The organism is Desulfocurvus sp. DL1XJH-121 (assembly GCF_054819825.1).
Map to the genome: position 1 here is coordinate 1 of NZ_JBTVWW010000217.1, position 233 is coordinate 233.

The following is a 233-nucleotide window of genomic DNA, read 5'->3' on the forward strand; positions in this document are numbered from 1 at the left end:
ATGGCAAAATAAAGCAAACATATACTTTAATTGATATATTGGATTTAATGCGACAAGCAGGCTTTAAATTTATTAAAGCATTAGCTCCTGAGGTGAATATTCCAGGACCTGCAACATTAGATGGAGTAATTATGGGAGAAAAAGATAAAGAGGAATCTAAGAAAAGTTATGAAATTATGTATGATATGATTTTCGGTGGATTATTGACCTATGAAGAAGAAAAGGGAATAGCT

General features: G+C 31.3%; 1 protein-coding gene. It reads left to right on the top strand.

Annotated elements, in window-relative coordinates:
* Positions 1-233, top strand: a 233-nt coding sequence (locus ACYYG1_RS17925) for a hypothetical protein (RefSeq protein ID WP_461211685.1), incomplete at both ends; no start/stop codon positions are given.